The sequence below is a fragment of the Streptomyces sp. NPDC056224 genome, from assembly GCF_042267665.1.
Classification (GTDB): Bacteria; Actinomycetota; Actinomycetes; order Streptomycetales; family Streptomycetaceae; genus Streptomyces.
This window is the reverse complement of the sequence record NZ_JBHJTK010000028.1, coordinates 43,980-60,846: the sequence shown is the minus strand read 5'-3', so window position 1 is coordinate 60,846 and position 16,867 is coordinate 43,980. Positions and strand designations below refer to the sequence as shown.

The following is a 16,867-nucleotide window of genomic DNA, read 5'->3' as shown; positions in this document are numbered from 1 at the left end:
GATCCCTCGACGGGGGTCCAGGGCCTTCAACAACTTCCTCAAAAACCTCCGCCCCTCATGAACAACTACCGGGGCAACGTCGCTGCCGTGGTCCGCGCCCGCCACGCGGTGACGGCCGGCGACGGCAGGACCGCTGGCGCCCCGGTGCCCGACTTCCTCGCCGCCGGCTGGGCGAGGGCGAAGACCGTCGCCGGGCGCACCTTGTACCAGGCCTTCGCCACCGAGATGCTGCCGGCCGAGCGGGCGGCGTGGAAGACCGGCGAGTCCGGCCGGCGCACCGCCTCCGTGTACCTGCGCCGCCCGGACGCGCTGCGCGGCCGGACCTGGGAAATGGACCACAAGCAGATCCCGCTGGTCGTGCTGCCGCCGAAGGGCAAGGCGATCTGCCCGTGGATGACCACCGTCGTCGACGACGGCACCCGGGCCCTGCTCGGCTGGGCCGTCGCCGTCACCCCGACGTCGGGGACCGTGTTCACCGCAATGCGCATGGCCATGCTGCACGAGCCGGGCATCTCGCCGTTCGGTGCGGTGCCCGAGCGCGTGCGGATCGACTGCGGGCTGGAGTTCGCCGCCGACGCGGTCGGGGCGGCGCTCGGCGGCTTGGCCGTCGTCATGCACCGGCTCCCGGCGTTCCAGCCGCACCGCAAGGGCAAGGTGGAGCGGCTGAACCTCACCATCGAGCAGATGCTGATCTCCCAGCTCCCCGGGTTCACCGGCGGACCGCGTGACGCCGGCGGGAAGCTGTACGGACCGGTGAAGGACTCGGTGGCCGCCAAGCAGGCAGCCGAAGGCCAGGCAGGCGGGCCGATGCGCATCGAGCGGTTCGTCAAGCGGTTGTCCGCCGACGAGGACGGACCCTGGGCCCACGCCGTCGCCGGACTCATCGTGTCGGGCGCAGGGTGGATGTCAGTGCTGCGCAGGGTTCTGTCAGTGACCGGCTGTGGCGCGACTGCCCGGTGGTCGGCGCGAGGTCCTTCACGGCGGCCGGTTTACCAGTGGCCTGCTGCCGGCAGCACCACGGTCTACTTGCGGCAGGTGGCTGGGCATCCTGCCGGGCCAACGAGTGCTTCGTGGATCAGATAGGACGTTGGGCCCTGAGGTCCCTATCCGCGATTCGAGTCATAGCCCCACCGGCGGAGGCCGTCTTTGCCCATGAAGCACTTGGCGGGACGTCCGTCTTTGGCGAGGCCGAGAGCGCCGACAGGTGAGCAGGCGTATCCGAACTGGATGCCCACCTGACCCTGGTCCTTGCTGCCCGTCCCGCCGTTGTCATCTGACTCCGCTTCTTCCTCTGTTTCCGGGAAGGCGGGTGGAGTAACGGTCCCGGTCGTTGCGGTAGGGCGTGATGCGGGCTCTGATGACGGCCCGTCATCGATGCCGAACTTGTAGATCACGAAAGCGAAAAAGAGCATGAGCACGACGAAAACGCCGATGCAGCTCCCTATAAGGGATACAAGGACTCCGATCCAGCCGCCTGTGCCGTTGCGTGATCTGCTCATGATGTCGTTCTCCCAGGCTGGCGGTGGTCTGGTGTGTGCCGCGCTCGAAGTGTGGCGGCCTGGCGCACCTATGTTCTGTTCCGGCTGATGGTATGGCTGATACAAGCCCTCGTACCTTGGCGGGGGACTGTGAATCGTTCGGCTGCCGTTACGCGTCCTCCAGGGTGGCGGCGGCTTCGTCGTACGCGGCGAGGGTCCGGTAGAGGGTGGAGCGGCCGACGCCGAGGTGCTCGGCGATGGCGGTGACGGACTCCTTGGCGTCGCGGCGGCGGAGCGCGACCGCCAGCATGTCGCCGTCGATCGCGGGCGGCCGGCCGCCGTGGTTGCCGTTGGCGGCGGCGGTGTCCAGACCGATCAGGGTCCGCTCGTGGATGAACTCCCGCTCGACCTCCGCCATCGCGGCGAAGACCACGAACAGGACCTTCCCGGCGCCCTGCGGGTCGTACGTGCCGGACAGCGGGCCGCCGAGGATTTCCAGGCGGTGGTCGCGCTCGGCAAGGTCCTGCGCGGAGGTGATCAGTTCGACCATGTTGCGGCCGAGCCGGTCGAGCATGGTGACGGTCAGGGTGTCGGCCGGGCGCAGGTCGGCGAGGGCCGCGTTGTACTCGGGCCGGATCTTCTCCCGGGTGCCGACCTTCTCGACGTAGATTCGGACACACCCGGCGTCTTTCAGGAGGCGGACCTGTCCGGCGAGGTCCTGGCCCTTGCTGGAGACGCGGGCGTAGCCGATGCGGTCGCCGGACCGTGCGAGCGCGCCGCCGACGCCGAGGTCGGGTTCGGGGCTGGGCTGCCAAGGCCGGCCCGGACCACGTGCGGCGGGGATGCGGATCGCGGGCCCGGACTTCAGCGCGGGGACCTTGCCGTAGCGTCCGGTGTGGTAGTCGACGGCGACGACGCCGGAGTTCGCCCGGCACGGCGAGCCGGGCGGAGCCCCGCACCGCGGGCACGGCTCGCGTTCGACCAGCTCGGCGCGGGCGATCTCGTCCAGGTCGCCGTTCACGTGTTCCACTCCCGTCCGGCCGCGCGAAGCAGCCCGTCCCGAAAACGCATCCCGCATCGCCACGCCCGCCCGACGTTCTGGGACGCCTTTCGGGACGGCCTCCCGTGGTCGGGCGCCGTATCGCCCGTGCGTCCCGGAAAAGATCGATTCCGGGACGCACGGGCGAGCGGCGGCCATACGGAGTTCCGGCCGGACCGCGCGCCGTCGTGATCAGCGTGGACGGGCCAGGGGCGACTGCCCGCCGATCACCCCTCGTTCACTCGTACGGGCGAACGGGGCGGATGTCCCGAACACGTTTCGGGACGCTGCCGGAGACTTCCGATCATGGAGGGGGCGGACGAGTCGAAGCGTGCTGCGGCGGTGGCCCGGCTGATCCAGCTGCGCGACGCCGAGCAGCTGTCGGCCGCGCACGTGCGGCTGGCCGCCGAGGGCCTGGGCGTCAGCGAGCGCACGGTGTGGCGGTGGCTCTCCGCCGACACCCGCGTGCCTGAACATCGCGGGCCCGAGCCGTACGTGCTGAGCGAGACGGATCGGGAGGCGTACGCCCTGTACCGGGGGAACGTCTCCGCCGTGCACCGCGCCCGCCAGGCCGTGGTCGACGGTGACGGGACCACCGCCGGCGCCCCGGTCCCCGACTTTCTGCGCGAGGGCTGGGCGGGCGCCGCCCCGGTCGCGCTCCGCACGATGCAGGTCGCGTTCAACCGTGAGCTGACCCCGGCCGAGCGGGCCGCGTGGAAGGTCGGCGAGTCCGGGCGCCGGGCGAAGTCGGTGTACCTGCGGCGCCCGGACGAGGTCCGGGGCCGCGTGTGGGAGATGGACCACAAGCAGCTGCCGATCCTCGTGCACCCGCCCAAGGGCAAGCCGATCTCCCCGTGGATGACCACGATCGTCGACGACGGCACCCGCGCCCTGCTGGGCTGGTCCCTCGCGGTCAGCCCGCACGCGGGCACGGTCCTGACCGCGATGCGCATGGCCCTGGTCCACGACCCCGACATCTCGCCGTTCGGCGCGGTACCGAGCCGTGTACGGATCGACCGCGGCCTGGAGTTCGCCGCCGCCACCATCAAGGACGTGATGGCCGCGCTGTGCGTCACCGTCCACCGCCTCCCGGCGTTCACCCCACACCGCAAGGGCAAGGTCGAGCGGGTCAACCTCACCATCGAGCAGACCCTCATCTCCCTGATGCCCGGCTTCACCGGCGGCCCCCGCGACGCGTCGGGCCGCCTGTACGGGCCGGTCGGCGACAGCCCGGCCGCCAAGCGCGCCGCCGAGAAGACGGGCGGCCCCATGCTGCTGGACGACTTCGTGGGGCGGCTCGCCGCGTGGGTGCGCTGGTACAACACCGAGCGCCCGCACCGGATGCTGGCCGGCCGTACGCCGCTGGCGGCCTGGCAGGAGGACGAGGCACCTCTGCACCGGATCGACGCGGACAAGCTGCGCCACCTGCTGCTGGCCGGCGACGAGCGCACCATCCAGAAGGACGGCATCCACCTGGGCGGCCACGCCTACGTCGCGTCCGAGATCCACGGACGGGTCGGCCAGGTCGTCCAGATCCGCTACATGCCGCACGACGACCGGTCCATCGAGGTCTACCTGGGCGGCAAACACCTATGCACCGCGCTGCCGACCGGAACGCTCACCGCCGAGCAGACCGACGCCTTCCGCCTCCAGCAGCGCGAGGAGGCCGCCCGCCTCGGCCGCGAACGCCGCAAGGCGTCCCGCCGGGCCCGCCGCGAACTGGCGCCGATGACCGGCGACGGCAACCCGGCCGCCGAATCCCGGCTCGTGCCGGACAAGGTCGGCCGCGGCTCCTCCCGCCAAGCCTTGGACGCCGCCCTGCGCGCCCGCTCCTCCACCTCCCTGCTGGGCATCACCCCGATCACCAAGAACAACGAGGAGAGCTGAATGCCCCGGCACTTCGCCGACCTGACCGGCGCCGCGACGCTGCCGACCGGCACCTTCCAGCTCGCCCACCGCGTCGTGGACGACCTGGTCGCCAACAACGCCACCGGCGTCATCCACGGCCCGGCCGGCACCGGCAAGACGTACGCGGTCGAGGCCGCCCTGGAGGACCAGGCCCGCCGCGGCGGCCCCGCGGTGTGCGCGCTGTCCTTCACCGCCCGCCCGACCATGCGCCTGGTCGCCGACCACCTCCTGGCCGCGCTCACCGGCATCGAGGCCCCCAAGTCCCGCAACCGGTTCCACATCACCAACCGGCTCCTGGACCTGCTGTCCCACCCCAAGCGCCTGGTCGTCGTGGACGAGGCCCAGCGACTCAACAGCGACTGCATCGAACTGCTGCGGCACCTGCACGACGACCCGAAGACGAAGTTCGCCCTGCTCTACGTCGGCGGCGACGGCTGCTGGGAAGTCCTCTCCCGCGAACCGATGCTCCGCTCCCGCGTCTTCCGCCGCCTGCCCTTCCGCCCGCTGACCGCCGAGGAGATCCCCGCCCTTATGCGGGACTACCACCCCATCTACACCGGCGCGGACGACGCCCTGCTGCGGCAGATCGACGAGCTGTACGGGCAGGGCACCATGCGCGACTGGGCCGCCTTCACCCACACCGCCGCCGGACTCTGCCAGGCCGCCGCCCGGCCCCGCATCGACGTCGAGGTCCTCGACAACGCCCTCACCCTCCTCGGCGGCGGCGTGTATGCCTGAGACCGCGCCCGCAGCCCACGTCGTCAACCGAGACCTGCCGCCCGGCCCCCGCCTGGTGTTCGTCCGCAACCCCGGCGACGACCACCGCATCGTGCACCGCCTCGCCGCCGTCGAAGGCCCCGGCCGGCTCGTCGTGCGCCCCACCCCCGGCGGCCGCACCAGCGACCTCGCCCTCGACATCCTCACCGCCACCGGCCGCAGCCCCGCCACCCTGCTCGCCGACCGCACCCCCGCACCCGAAGCCTGGCGCCAGGCCGCCGCCTGGCTGACCACCGACCAGACACGCCACCTCGTCATCGACCGCGCCCACCGGCTCCCCGACGGCGCCCTCGACCTGCTCGCCGAACTCGGCACCCGCGCCGACGCCACCGTCTGGCTCATCTGGCCCGTCACCGAAGACGACGCGTACGTGAAACCGCCCGTGCGCACCTTCCACGACGCCGGATACCGCTTTCAGGCGATCGACCTGGCCGCCTTCGCCCGCGAGCTCCCGCCCTCGCCCCGCTCCCTCACCAACCCCCTGCGCGCCGACGCCAAGACCCCGTGGGCCGAAGGCGTCGGCCCCGTCCTGCCCATGCAGGACTTCCCCGTCTTCCTCGCCCACTGCCGCGCGAAGCTCCCCGGCAACACCTTCACCGCCCTGAACGAGGTCTACGGCCGCGAGGTCCACCTGGCCGACCAGTGGCTGGGCCGCCGCGGCCTGGCCAGCCACCACACCATCCCCGGCAGCCTCCGGCACACCCGAGCCCTAGGTGCCCGCCTCACCTTCTACCTGCGCGACCACCGCATCGGCCCCGCCCCCGACCAGGCCCACGCCCTCGTACGGCTCCGCGCCGTCCAGGTCGCCCTGTTCCTGCGCGGCTACCTCCTGCGCTGGCAGTACGAGACCCTCGGCGCCACCCCAACCACCCGCCTGCTCAGCCGGCTCACCGAACGCGTCTGCGGCAAGATCCGCACCGTCGCCCCGCCCGAAGCCGCCGCCGCGACCGCCCTGTCCATCCACCTCTCCCACGGACCCACCGGCTTCGGCCTCATCACCTGCGGCAACACCGCCCCCGACGGCAGCAGCGTCCGCCTCCCCGTCACCGGCAGCCCGCACGAGCCCGAGGAGACCCGCTACCTCCGCGTCCCCTGGAGGTGGAAGTTCCACCACCACACCCCGCACGAGCTCAACGCCCTCCAGGTCCTCCACCTCGAATCGGATGACCCCGTGCTCCTGCCGGCGCACGCCGCCCCGCTCGTCGCCGCCCACCTCGCCTACCGCCGCAGCCAGGGCGCCACCGACACCGACCCCCTGTTCATCCACGACAAGGACCCGGGCAACACGAGTCCCGAACTCCACCTGCGCGAAGCAGTCATCCGCACCTGCCACCGCATCCACTTCAACCCGGCCTGGCTCCACCGCTCCCACTGCCGCCACGGCGACGAGACCGCCCACGACGCCGCGGCCGCCGGCTGGATGCACTACCGGGGCCTGGACCTCATCGCCCTCAGCGACAACGTGCGCAGCCGCCTGTGACCGAGCCGATCTCCTCCAGCCGCCGCCTTCGCCGCGAGGGCCCCCAGAGGCGCCGCGACTCGGTGCAGAGATCGCACGTCATCAAGCGGCGCCTCCTGGCCGCCGGGATGACCGGCTGGCAGCTCGCCGATCTCCTCGGTGTCCACGAGCACCAGATCGACCTCGACGAACTCCCCGACCTGCCCGTCCGCGTCCTGCTCGAACTCGCCCGCCGCCTCGACATGCACCCGGCCGACCTGATGCCCGGCTCCGACGAACTCTTCGAGCTGCCCCGTCACCGCCAGGTCATCGACCGACGCCCGGCCGGCGCCGCCCACGACGCGCTCACCGTCATCACCGCGCTCGCGCACGCGGGCAGTCCCCTCACCACCGACGCCCTGGCCGCTGCCATGTCCTGGACCCGCCACCGGCTCGACGCCGCCCTCGACTACGCCCGTGCTCACCCCGACGCCGGCGGCGTGCTCGTCCTGCGCCAGGTCCCGCCCGAGGCGTACACCGCTACCCCGCGCCTCGACGTCCTCGACTCGTACCAGGTCGACGCCCTGACCGGGCGGAAGAAGCCGCACGCCTCGGTACGCGGCCCGATCCAGCCCGCCGAGGCCGAGGTCCTCCTCCGCGTCTGGGTCGACGGCGGAATCGACCCGCACGACGCCGCCCAGCGCCAGGCCCTTGAAGACCTCGCCGCCGCCGAGATGGTCACCCGCGGCGACATCATCGACCGGTTCCACGACAACGTGCTCTACAGCCTTCGGATGCTCTCCGAGCCGTCGCCGCCTACTGACACGGACTCTGCGATCCCACTGTCATAACCCTGCGCATCCCACTGACATCAACCCTGCGTACGACATGCGTACGACAAGCGCTCTGTGTGACACCCACATCCGCAGGAATCTGTAGCCGACGAAGACGTCCCTACTTCCAAGTCCGTTAGCACTCCAGGTATCTTCGATACGCGATCATGGATCGCGATGTGGTTGGCACCGGATGAGGGGGGGCAGGTGGGGTACGCGACTCCCATCTACGCCCCCGAGCAGGTCGAGTACCGGCTGAGCGAAGACTGCGGATGTGACCGGGCCGAGGACGCCCAGGTCGAGTACCGGCTCGCCGGAGAGAGCGCCCTGCGGTGGATCGGCGGGGGCCTCGTCGAGCTGGATCTGGTGGCCGGTGAGCGTGTCGATCCGGACGCCGCGCACGCCCTGATGGACGGTCGGGACTGGCGCACCGGCGAGCAGCTGGTCGCCCGGAAGAAGGCGCTCGATCCGCGGGGGAAGGTCACCGCGCGCGTGCTCGTGGACGCTGTCTCCGAGGCGGCGGCCGCGGCCGGGAAGACGGTCTCGGAGTACCTGGGCCGGCCCGTGCTGGCGAAGCGGTTCGACCGGGCCGAGCGCTGCATCCTGCGCGACGGCGAGAGTCATCTGCTGCCGCTGGCTGACGCCGAGCGCCTGGCCGCGGCCGCCGGTCTCGCCCTCGACGAGTTGTACGGCGCGGACACGGTGGCGGAAGCCAGGAAGTGGATGCGGCACCACGTCGACGTCGGCCTGCGAGGCGTGGACATCACCCTCGATCTGCCGAAGAGCATCTCCGCCGCCTACGGGCTGGCCGGCGCCGAGCTCGCCGGGCGAATTGAGGAGGACTGGCTGGCGTCCGTCACCGAAGCCGTGGACGCGCTGGAGGAGTGGGCGGCATACGGGATGGCCGGCCACCACGGGGACGGTCAGCAGGCTGAGCGGGTGGAGACGTCCGGCCTGATCGGCTGGACGACCCTGCACCGTTCGGCGCGCCCGGTGGACGGCTCGCCTGGCGACCCGCACCTGCACGTCCACGTGAACATCGCGCACATGGCGAAGTGCGCGGACGGCAAGTGGCGCACCATAGCGGGCGGCGGCGAGGACCTCCACCGCTACGCCCACCTGATCAACGAGATCGCCGAAGGACGGCTCCGGGGCCGCCTCACGGAGACGTACGGGGCCCGCTTCGAGCGCTCCGAGACCACCGGCGCGTGGGAGCTCGCCGGAGTCGACGAAGGCCTTCGCGACGCGTTCTCCCGGCGCCACCAGCAGGTCATCGACCTGGCGGGCGAGGGCGCCTCGCGGGAGCAGCAGAAGACGGCCGCCCGCAAGAGCGCGGAGGCCAAGGAGGACGCCGGCCCCGGCGCGCCGAGGGAGGCCTGGCGCACCCGGGCGGCCGCCGAACTCGGCGGCGAGGCCGCGGTCGACGCGATGGTCGCGGCCGCGCTGCCCGGACGGGACGGTTCGGCGCCGCCGCTGTCTGCGGGCGGCGGCCCGCGGATGCCGAGTCCGGCCGAGATCGCGGCCCTGATCTGGGATGCCGAGCACGGGCTGACCGCGTCCCGCAAGACGGTCTCTCACACGCACGTGATGGCGGCCGTCGCGAAGACGCTGCCCTACCTGCTGTTGGTGCAGCAGCTGACCGCGCTGACGGACGAAGTCCTGGCGGTGGGCGGGCACGCGGTCCGCCTGGCCGACTCGAACCGTGGCCATCACGCTCACCGGCAGCGGTACACGCACACCACGGTCGTGGCCGCCGAGCAGACCGTGATCGAGTGCGCCACGGCCGGGCTGGACCAGCACCTGGCCCAGCTGACCGCCGAGGCAGCCGAGATGACGCTCTCCTCCGTCGAGGTCGCCAACTCCACCGACGGCCGCCCCTTCGTCTTCAGCGCCGAGCAGCGCGCCGTGGTGCTGCGGCTGCTGACCGCCGGGCACGCGGTCGACGCGGTCATCGGGGTCGCCGGCGCGGGCAAGACCACCCTCATGCAGGCCGCCCGCACCGGCTGGGAGGCCGCCGGGCTGCGCGTGGTCGGCGCCTCCACCGCGGCCGTCGCCGCCGCGAACCTGGCCGCCGAGGCGGGCATCGAGTCCCAGACCATCGCTGCGTGGACCCGCGAGGTCAGCGGCGGCCGCGGCCTGCACGGGGTCGGCGTGCTCGTCATCGACGAGGCCGCGATGGTCGACGACCGGGCACTCGCCGCACTCCTGCGGCACGCGGCCGACACCGGCACCAAGGTCGTCACCGTCGGCGACCCGCTCCAGCTGCGCGCGGTCGGCATCGGAGGCGGCTTCGCGAGGGTCCACCGCATCGTCGACGGCCTGGAGCTCACCGAGAACCGCCGCCAGCGCGACATCGTGGAGCGGACCGCCCTGCAGGACTGGCGCAGCGGCGGCCGCACCAGCGCGCTCGCCGCCTTCGCCGCACACGGCCGCGTGCACGCCGAGGACACCGCCACCGAGGCCCTGACCTCGATGCTCGGAACCTGGAATGAAACGCGAACCCGCTGGGCCGGTGACCCCCACGGACAGGTCTCCGACCTTCTGCTGCTCGCCGCCCGCCGCGCGGACGTCGCCGCCCTCAACGCCGGTGCCCGCGCCGCGCTCGTCGCTTCCGGAGAACTTGCGGAGGGACGTACGTACGCGGTCGCGGGCGGAGGACGGATTCAGTTCGCTGCTGGGGACCTGGTCCACATTCGCCGCAACGACTACCGCAGCCGGCGCGACGAGTCCGCGGTCGACGTCCTCAACGGCTTCCGCGGCATCGTCTTGGAGGTGAACGCGAAGCAGGGTGTTCTCGTCCAGTGGCGCCGCTCCCAGCCGGCCGGCGGGTTCGTGATGAACGAGGCCTGGATGTCCGCCCGCGACATCGCCGAGGGCCGCCTCACCCACGCCTACGCCATGACGATCGGCTCCGCGCAGGGCCTCACCGCCGAAGTCGCCATCGCCTACGGCCTGCATGCCGACTCCCACAGCCTCTACCCGGCAATGTCCCGGGCCCGGCAGGAGAGCCACCTCTACCTGCCGCTCGGCGAGCTGGAGGACCACCCCACCCGGGCCGCCCTCGGGCCGGTCCGCACCGACGCCGACCGCCTGGACCGCGCGGTCGCCGCGTACGGCCGCATCCTGCAGGCCGACGCCGAAGACACCATGGTCACCGACGAGCTCACCCGCATCCCGGCCGCCCGGACCCTGGTCAGGGAAGAGCCTGCCTACACCCCGTGGCAGCAGCGCCCGTACGGGCACCTTCCCTCACAGCACCTGGCTGCCCGGGCAGCCGAGGAGACCGCTGCCGCGCAGCGCGCCGAGCACCGGGCCGCCGAGCACGAGCGCCAGGCCGGTGAACAGCAGAGCAGGCTGGACGCCCCGGTCACCCCGGGAGGGGCACTTGCCGCCGAGGCGTACGAAGTCCTGTCCCGGTCCGGTGGCTGGACGCAGAGGGCGCGAGAAGAAGCAGCGCGCCACGCTGCGGCGGAGCTGCATGCCGAGTCGATGCGCCGGATCCTGGACCGGATCGAGCAGTCCGCGCAGAAGGGCCGGATAGCTCTCCGGCTGGCCGGCACCAGCCGGAAGGAAACGCTGGCACTCGCCACCCAGTACCAGCAGCAGCACGCGGCCGCGATCGACGAGGTTCAGCGGGCCTCGCGAGCTTCCGCTCAGGCGCTGCGCGAGGGCTGGCAGGCCCTCACCGCCTACCCGCACATCTCCCTGCTCGCGCAGGGCGGGACCCCGATCCCGCCCAAGGACGTCCAGGCGATGGAAGCTGTCCTGGAGGCGATGGAGCAGCGCGTACCCGTGCTGGCCGCTCGCCTCGACACCCGCGTCGCCGAGGACGTCCAGCAGCTACGGGTCAGTGCACGATCCCAGCGCACGGCGGCCACGCGGCACCGCGCGAGCGTGGTGGAGATGCAGCAGGAGAACGCCCTGCGCGAGGAGATGCAGGCCGCGGCGCCCATACGGCATGCCCGCGAGGCTGACGAGCGCGCCGCCGCCCTGCGAGGACCGCAAAGTCAGACACCCCGTCCGCGGACCGCGTGGACTCCTTCCTCCTCCCAGCAGTCCCAGGTGCCCTCCAGGCCCGGAGCCGGGACGGACCGCGGGAGCCAGCCGCCACGACCGTAAGAGTTTGATCCCTAAGGAGGAGACGTTGACCACTGAGAACACCGAGCTGGCCTTCCGCGCAGCAGAGGCAGGCGCCTTCGCAGCGAAGGCCCTTCGTGACCATGGCCTTGGGTCCCGGGAAGCAGGTGAGGCCCTCGCAGAAGCGGAGCGTATCTCCGACAAGGCGGTCGCCCTCGGCGTCACCCCAGAGGAGATCAAGGCCGCTCGGCGACGGCTGCCGAAGTACGGCGGCACCTGGGGGGATTCAGCCTGAGAACTCGCCGCGGACTCGTGTCCGCGGCCGGTGCCGGTCACAGCTGCGGGGGCTCCGCCCCCACACCCCCGGCCACCCTGCGGAGGGTGGGGGCCTGCCTGACGGCCGGTGGGTGGTGAGGGGCGGGCGCGGCGTGGCCCCCTCGTCGGTCGGCTCCCGGAGGGCAGCACACCGCCCGCCGGCCATCCAGGACACCTCCGGCGCCGCCTGCGGCGGTCGGGCAAGCCCGATCCTGGACAGCCGACGAACGGCGCACTGGACTACGTCTGCCGCCCAACGAGGGAACCCCGCCGCTCAGGCACCGACATAGCGGGGGCGGCCAGATCCTCCCATCGTGCCGGGCCCGCGAGGCGCCGAGGCGTAACGTGATCATCACCCTCTGCCGACTCCAAGTGAGGTACCTGTGCGTGCTCCTGTGCGGCCGTTAGCGCTCGCTCTGTCTCTGACCGCTGGTCTGGTTGCCGGGTGCGGTCCGGGAGCCGATGACGCCAAGCCCAGCAGCAGCACGCCGCCGGTGGCGGCGAGCACGCTGGCGCCGTCAGCGGGACCGAAGCTGGTGGCGCACGACCCGCCGTCCTGGTTTGACGCGCGTGGGCAGGTGCCGCTGCCCGAGGCGGCCACGAAGGGCCGGGTCAATCTGGCGGGGCAGATCCGCGGCGGCGGCACCGACCTGCCAGTCCTCCTTCACGACACCCGGGCCTTCATTGCCTCCCCCACCAACGTGCAGGTCATCGACCTGGCCAGCGGCCGCACCGTGGGCGAGGAGACGGCCAGAGGCGAAACGCTGCGCAAGGACTCCGACGGTTACATCCTGCCGCCGGTCATGGCGGGCAACGAGGTTTTGGTGCCCTTCCTGCTGGCGGTGCCCGCCTCAGGCACGCACACCAGAGGCGCGATGGTCGAGCTCATCGCCGTCAGCACGGCACCCCCGTACAAGGCCACCTGGCGGACGAACATCAATCTGCCCGAGTGGGCGCTCCAGTCCTCCGGCAAGGTCAAGGTCGCGGCCGTCGGGGCGGAGAGCGGCATGGCGGTGGTCACCGTGACCGGCAGCGACAGCGCCGTGTCGTACGGCATCGACACCGTTTCCCACGCCCTGCGCTGGACCCAGCCCGATCTGGAGGTCAAAAGGGTCGGCGCCGGGATGGCCGCCGGCCTGCTCCATGCCGAGCCCCTCACCACCTTCCCGCTCGGGGTCGATCTCACCACCGGCACCGAGAAGTGGCGCGGGGAGAAGACGTATAACGCGGCCATGGACGGGGCCGGGCCTTCCACGGTCCGGGTCGAGGGCCAACGGCCCGACGGCAAGAAGGGCGACCAACTGCTGGACGTGACGAGCGGGCAGGTCCGCGCCGACATGCCCCCGGGGCTCGGCTCGATGAGCTGCACCCACGACCAGGCCCAGACACTGGTGTGCACGCACTCCTTCGCGGTCGTCGCGGTGGACCCGGCCACCGGGCAACTGCTGTGGGCCCTCAAGGACGGCGAGGAGGGCCGCAAGCCCCCGACGGTAACCGCGGTCTGGCACGGGCGGATCTACGGCCGCGGAGTGGGCGGCCCCGTCGCTCTGGACGCGCGGACCGGCATGGACATGCCCACCAAGCCGGAAGCTGCACCGCTCCTCGTCAACACCTACGTGGGGCTGGTCCTGGATGGCAGCCGGCTGTCGAGCTACCCAGCCGGCGGCTGAGGCTGACCGTGGCCTGGACCGCCGACAAACCACCCCGCCACTGCTGGACGCGGCCGGTGAATCGTCCAGCGGCTGCGGCTCACGGTGTGGGCGCCGTCGCGGCAAGCCGGCCGCCACCGGACCGCTGGAGCAGCAGGAGGTGCTCCCGCATCCTGGGAACCGCCTCCGCCCCCGCCCCCTGCAGCTCGGCGAAGGCTTCAATCAGACCCTCTGCGAGACGGGCCGCATCCGCGGCTGGCAGCGCCTTCCACATGCTGTACGCCCGGCGGACGGCGAGAACCGTCTCGGTGTGCTCCGGCCCATGGAGGCTGGCGTGCAGGCGGACGACGTGGAGGTACCAGGCCACCGCGGTCTCATGGTGACCAGTCAGGAGGGCGAGGTAGGCACGGACCTCACGGACCCGGACCGTCTCGATGTGCCCTTCGCCGCGCGCGGCCGTGGTCTTTGCGTCGAGTTCCTCGGCGAGGACGTTCGCATGCACGAGGTCGACGGAGGCGGCCGCCTGAATGGCAGCCAGCTGTTCGGCGACTTCACCACTCACGGCGGCGGCAGCGGTTTCGATGGCCTCAGGGGCCTCGGCAGGGGAGACAGGGCTCTCTTCGGCTTCCGCGCCTGCCCAGAACCCTGGGTCGACGACGCCCCAGGGGCGGAAGAGGGTCTGATCGTGCATGGAAGCCCCTGTGCTCGTGTCGGTCACCAGGCCACCACCCGGCGGATGCCCGTCGCCCGCGTCATGTAGTTCGTCGAGTTGCGCCAGCTGCTGTACGGGACGATCCGTGTGCGGACGCCGGTCCGCGGAGATTCGGTCAGCAGGCCCGAGCCGATGTACATGCCGACGTGGCCGGGGCTGGCGGCCGAGCCGTCCGAGCCGGCGTTGAAGACGAGGTCGCCCGGCTTCGGGCTGTCGAGGCCGACCTGGATGGGCAGGTTGATCTGGTCGAAGGTCACGCGGGGGATCGAGATGCCGGCCGCCTTGTACGCCTGCTGCATCAACGAGGAGCAGTCGCACCAGTGCTGCGAGTTCGAGCCGAGGGCGTCGGTGCAGTCGCCGCCGAGCTGGTACCAGCCGCCCTTCTGCGCCAGGGCCCAGGCGACGGCGGTGCGGACCTGGGGCGGGGTGTCCGGCGGCAGCTCGAAGCCGGCCGGAAGGTCAACGGTGCCGCCTCCGCTCAAGGCCGCGGTGTACTTCACCGACTGCGCCATGATCGCTTTGACGTAGTTGTACGTCTGCCCCTCGGCGAAACCGATCGGGGGTACGCCGCGGAAACGCTCCACGGCGCCGAAGCCCGCGTTGTACCCGGCGAGCGCCAGTTCGATAGGGCTGCCGGAGTAGTCGGGGTGCTTCTTCGCGTCCTTCAGCAGCCCGCACATCATGGAGCCCTGGCTCGGGATGGCGTCCCGGGGGTCCATGACGTCGCGGTCGCCGTCGCCGTCGCCGTCGATTCCCTCGACCGCCCATGTGTCGGGGATGAACTGGGAGATGCCGAACGCGATGGGCCTGCTCTTTGTCTTCGGGTCTTCGTAGGAGATCGCGGTGGGGTCGAAGTTCGACTCCGCCCAGATCTGGGCAGCCAGGATGGCTGGCGGTAACCCTTCGTTGCACTTGGCGGCGGCGGCGAGGATCAGCGGCGCATACTCCGCCGGAACCCCGTCGGGTCCGCCGATCCGCAAGGAGCCGGCCGTCGGCCACGTGCCGACGCCGCGTCCCTTGCTGTCATCCTCCGCTAGCGCGGAGATGAGCATCACGACGCCAATCCCCAAAGCGAGAGGGGTGGCCAGCACCCCTGCAACAGCTACCCCCAGCCACCGCTTCGCCCCCATCCAATTCCCCCCGGCCGTCCCCCTGATTTGCGCCCACGAAGATTCAATTCAGCCATCATGGCCGGTATTTGATCCATCTGGGATCGCATGGCAGATCGTGACACTATGCCATCTCTGCTTGCGAGAGGGGTCGCTGAATATCCCTCAGTCAATACGGAATGGCCGGTGTAAGGTGCCGATGCGTTTCGCCTTCGAGTCGTGACCGTGTGAAATTCACATTTGCGACGGCTTTGCGTGGCGCGTTTTGGGGGAATCATGGGTAAAAGGGGCAACTCGCCGCTCTGGGGGCCGCCCGAGACCGCGCGGCTGGTCGTGCCGGTGATGGCGGCAGCCGGAGGCAGTGCGCGCTCCACCGTCGCGCACCTCCTCGCTGATGAACTGGCAGCGGCGGCAGACACTGTCGTGCTGGACATGGCGCCCCGCCTTGCCTCGCCCTGGCCTACGTGGAGCGGCGGGACACAGGCCGGCGGTCTCGCTGCGCTCCCGCACGACCGGCCCCTGACGCGTGGTGCGGTCCGGGACGCCGCCGCATTACGCCGGGCCGCCGAGAGCGGCTGGCACGTGGTGACCGACGGACGCGAGTGGCATGCAGCCCCGCTGAGCCTGCCGCCCGAACCCGCCGCCTGGTACCAGCTGGCCGCCGCCGGCGGATGGCAGGTCGTCGTCGCGGACACCGCCCACCCGATAGCGTACGACCTCCTCGCGGCCCGGTGCTCAGGATCCCCGAGCGTGACCCGAGCCTGGTGCGACCTGCCCTTTGCCATCCCGGTCCTGTGCGCCCAGGCCACCGCCGACGGTATGCAGGCTCTCCAGCAAGCCGTGATGGTGCTGCACGCCGAAGGCCTGCCGCTGCAGCGCACCGTGGTAGTCCTGGCCGCCACCGCGGACGGACGCCCGCCCGCCGTTGTCCGAGCAGCCGCCACCATGCTCTCCGCCCGTGCGGCCGCCGTGGTCCACCTGCCCCACGACGCGGACATCCGCGCCAGCGGACTCCAGGCTCAGCCGGTCCGGATCCGGACGCGAACCCGGCAGGCTGCCCGGGAGCTGGTCACCGCCGTGCTTGCCGCCGCCCACGAATCCTTCGGCGACCCGCTGCCCGATGCTCCGCAGCCCGCCCCGCTCCCCGCCGTTGCAGTCCCTGCTGCCGTCTGACGAGGAATCACCCAACATGAGCCAGTTCCTGATGAATCTGCACAGCCTTGCCACCGACCCTGGCCTGGTCGTCCTCGCCGACGGTGTGGGACCGGTGCCCGACTTCGACCCGGCGCTTCCCACCGCGGTCAACAACCCGACCAAGACGATCCTGGCCTGGACCGCCGGCGGAGGCCTCGCCCTCGCGGTCCTCGGCGGACTCAGCGGCTGGGCCCTGGTCGCGATCGGCCACAACACCGAGCGGGCAGCACTGGCCGCCAGGGGCAAGCAAAGCGTGCTGTGGAGCCTGATCGGCGCGGGCGGCATCGGGCTGACGTCCTCGCTGGTCCTGGCCGTCTTCACCATGACGAGCGCCTGAG

The 16,867-nt window shown here is 71.7% G+C and carries 14 protein-coding genes; 10 read left to right on the top strand and 4 right to left on the bottom strand.

Annotation, left to right across the window (positions count from 1 at the left end):
- Positions 1–57: 57 nt before the first annotated feature.
- Positions 58–1,083, top strand: coding sequence for a transposase family protein (locus ACFCZ1_RS26880; protein WP_376680836.1), 1,026 nt, complete (start codon positions 58–60; stop codon positions 1,081–1,083).
- A gap of 20 nt (positions 1,084–1,103) precedes the next feature.
- Here ACFCZ1_RS26880 and ACFCZ1_RS26875 read toward each other — a convergent pair whose 3' ends face one another.
- Complete coding sequence (locus ACFCZ1_RS26875; protein ID WP_376680835.1) at positions 1,104–1,499, bottom strand: hypothetical protein; 396 nt, start codon at positions 1,497–1,499, stop codon at positions 1,104–1,106.
- A 148-nt stretch (positions 1,500–1,647) separates the two neighbouring features.
- Positions 1,648–2,499, bottom strand: a complete 852-nt coding sequence (locus tag ACFCZ1_RS26870) for a recombinase family protein (RefSeq protein ID WP_376680834.1) — start codon at positions 2,497–2,499, stop codon at positions 1,648–1,650.
- A 324-nt stretch (positions 2,500–2,823) separates the two neighbouring features.
- Between ACFCZ1_RS26870 and ACFCZ1_RS26865 the strand changes: the two genes are divergently transcribed.
- The 7 genes from ACFCZ1_RS26865 to ACFCZ1_RS26835 all read left to right on the top strand — a co-directional run bounded on the left by ACFCZ1_RS26865 (position 2,824) and on the right by ACFCZ1_RS26835 (position 13,535).
- Entirely contained in the window at positions 2,824–4,404 is a 1,581-nt protein-coding gene (locus ACFCZ1_RS26865) for a Mu transposase C-terminal domain-containing protein (protein ID WP_376680833.1), read from the top strand.
- Positions 4,405–5,163: an AAA family ATPase gene (locus tag ACFCZ1_RS26860; protein WP_376680832.1), complete on the top strand. Its 759-nt coding sequence runs from the start codon at positions 4,405–4,407 to the stop codon at positions 5,161–5,163.
- Complete coding sequence (locus ACFCZ1_RS26855; RefSeq protein ID WP_376680831.1) at positions 5,156–6,682, top strand: hypothetical protein; 1,527 nt, start codon at positions 5,156–5,158, stop codon at positions 6,680–6,682. The genes ACFCZ1_RS26860 and ACFCZ1_RS26855 overlap by 8 nt, the downstream gene beginning before the upstream one ends.
- A 62-nt stretch (positions 6,683–6,744) precedes the next feature.
- The gene (locus ACFCZ1_RS26850; protein WP_376680830.1) at positions 6,745–7,491 is read left to right on the top strand and encodes a hypothetical protein; all 747 of its coding nucleotides are present in this window, start codon (positions 6,745–6,747) and stop codon (positions 7,489–7,491) included.
- A 189-nt stretch (positions 7,492–7,680) separates the two neighbouring features.
- Positions 7,681–11,592: a MobF family relaxase gene (gene mobF, locus ACFCZ1_RS26845; protein WP_376680829.1), complete on the top strand. Its 3,912-nt coding sequence runs from the start codon at positions 7,681–7,683 to the stop codon at positions 11,590–11,592.
- Positions 11,593–11,617: 25 nt separating this feature from the next.
- Positions 11,618–11,845 carry a hypothetical protein gene (locus tag ACFCZ1_RS26840; RefSeq protein WP_376680828.1) on the top strand — a complete coding sequence of 76 codons (228 nt, stop codon included), beginning with the start codon at positions 11,618–11,620 and terminating at the stop codon, positions 11,843–11,845.
- 514 nt (positions 11,846–12,359) lie between these two features.
- Positions 12,360–13,535 (top strand): hypothetical protein, encoded by a 1,176-nt coding sequence (locus tag ACFCZ1_RS26835; RefSeq protein WP_376680827.1) that lies wholly within the window; start codon positions 12,360–12,362, stop codon positions 13,533–13,535.
- Positions 13,536–13,614: 79 nt separating this feature from the next.
- On the opposite strand, the gene ACFCZ1_RS26830 is transcribed toward ACFCZ1_RS26835, so the two are convergent.
- Both ACFCZ1_RS26830 and ACFCZ1_RS26825 read right to left on the bottom strand, forming a co-directional pair.
- Positions 13,615–14,232 carry a hypothetical protein gene (locus ACFCZ1_RS26830; protein ID WP_376680826.1) on the bottom strand — a complete coding sequence of 206 codons (618 nt, stop codon included), beginning with the start codon at positions 14,230–14,232 and terminating at the stop codon, positions 13,615–13,617.
- Complete coding sequence (locus ACFCZ1_RS26825) at positions 14,229–15,278, bottom strand: NlpC/P60 family protein (RefSeq protein WP_376680876.1); 1,050 nt, start codon at positions 15,276–15,278, stop codon at positions 14,229–14,231. The genes ACFCZ1_RS26830 and ACFCZ1_RS26825 overlap by 4 nt, the downstream gene beginning before the upstream one ends.
- Positions 15,279–15,611: 333 nt before the next feature.
- Between ACFCZ1_RS26825 and ACFCZ1_RS26820 the strand changes: the two genes are divergently transcribed.
- Positions 15,612–16,508, top strand: coding sequence for a hypothetical protein (locus ACFCZ1_RS26820; RefSeq protein ID WP_376680825.1), 897 nt, complete (start codon positions 15,612–15,614; stop codon positions 16,506–16,508).
- A 16-nt stretch (positions 16,509–16,524) separates the two neighbouring features.
- Entirely contained in the window at positions 16,525–16,866 is a 342-nt protein-coding gene (locus tag ACFCZ1_RS26815; protein WP_376680824.1) for a hypothetical protein, read from the top strand.
- Position 16,867 lies beyond the last annotated feature (1 nt).

What these genes read in the sequence shown, in the direction of transcription:
- ACFCZ1_RS26880 (WP_376680836.1), top strand. Translation starts at nt 58, where the DNA reads ATGAACAACTACCGGGGCAACGTCGCTGCCGTGGTCCGCGCCCGCCAC.
- ACFCZ1_RS26875 (WP_376680835.1), bottom strand. Translation starts at nt 1,499, where the DNA reads ATGAGCAGATCACGCAACGGCACAGGCGGCTGGATCGGAGTCCTTGTA.
- ACFCZ1_RS26865 (WP_376680833.1), top strand. Translation starts at nt 2,824, where the DNA reads ATGGAGGGGGCGGACGAGTCGAAGCGTGCTGCGGCGGTGGCCCGGCTG.
- ACFCZ1_RS26860 (WP_376680832.1), top strand. Translation starts at nt 4,405, where the DNA reads ATGCCCCGGCACTTCGCCGACCTGACCGGCGCCGCGACGCTGCCGACC.
- ACFCZ1_RS26855 (WP_376680831.1), top strand. Translation starts at nt 5,156, where the DNA reads ATGCCTGAGACCGCGCCCGCAGCCCACGTCGTCAACCGAGACCTGCCG.
- ACFCZ1_RS26825 (WP_376680876.1), bottom strand. Translation starts at nt 15,278, where the DNA reads ATGCTCATCTCCGCGCTAGCGGAGGATGACAGCAAGGGACGCGGCGTC.
- ACFCZ1_RS26820 (WP_376680825.1), top strand. Translation starts at nt 15,612, where the DNA reads ATGGGTAAAAGGGGCAACTCGCCGCTCTGGGGGCCGCCCGAGACCGCG.
- ACFCZ1_RS26815 (WP_376680824.1), top strand. Translation starts at nt 16,525, where the DNA reads ATGAGCCAGTTCCTGATGAATCTGCACAGCCTTGCCACCGACCCTGGC.